Annotated in this window: 1 protein-coding gene; it reads right to left on the reverse strand. The window is 51.1% G+C overall.

Features of this window, described 5'->3' with window-relative positions:
- The coding region (locus HMPREF2572_RS09600; RefSeq protein ID WP_210385306.1) for an RHS domain-containing protein at positions 1-319 on the reverse strand (319 nt) is incomplete at both ends.

The following is a 319-nucleotide window of genomic DNA, read 5'->3' on the forward strand; positions in this document are numbered from 1 at the left end:
TCAGGCTCGTAATAGCGCATCAGGTTGTAATGTAGCCCTGTCTCTTCATCGAAGTATTGGTTCTGCAATCTGAACGGCTGGTGCGCGTTCTTGTAAATCCGCTCATCCTTTTTCAGACGACCCCAAGCGGTGTATTCGCCGTACCATAAGAGATTGCCGTGGATGTCGGTCATCTCGCGCGGTATGCCGATTTGGTCGTTGTGGAAATAGGCGAGGTATTGCGCTTCGTCTTGGTTGTTGCGGGAGACTTGGGCTAAAGGTTCGTAGCTGTCTTGGTCGGTGTAGAGATAGGTGTAGCTGCCTTTGTAGGTGTACTCCT

This window comes from Neisseria sp. HMSC064E01, assembly GCF_001808875.1.
Classification (GTDB): Bacteria; Pseudomonadota; Gammaproteobacteria; order Burkholderiales; family Neisseriaceae; genus Neisseria; species Neisseria sicca_A.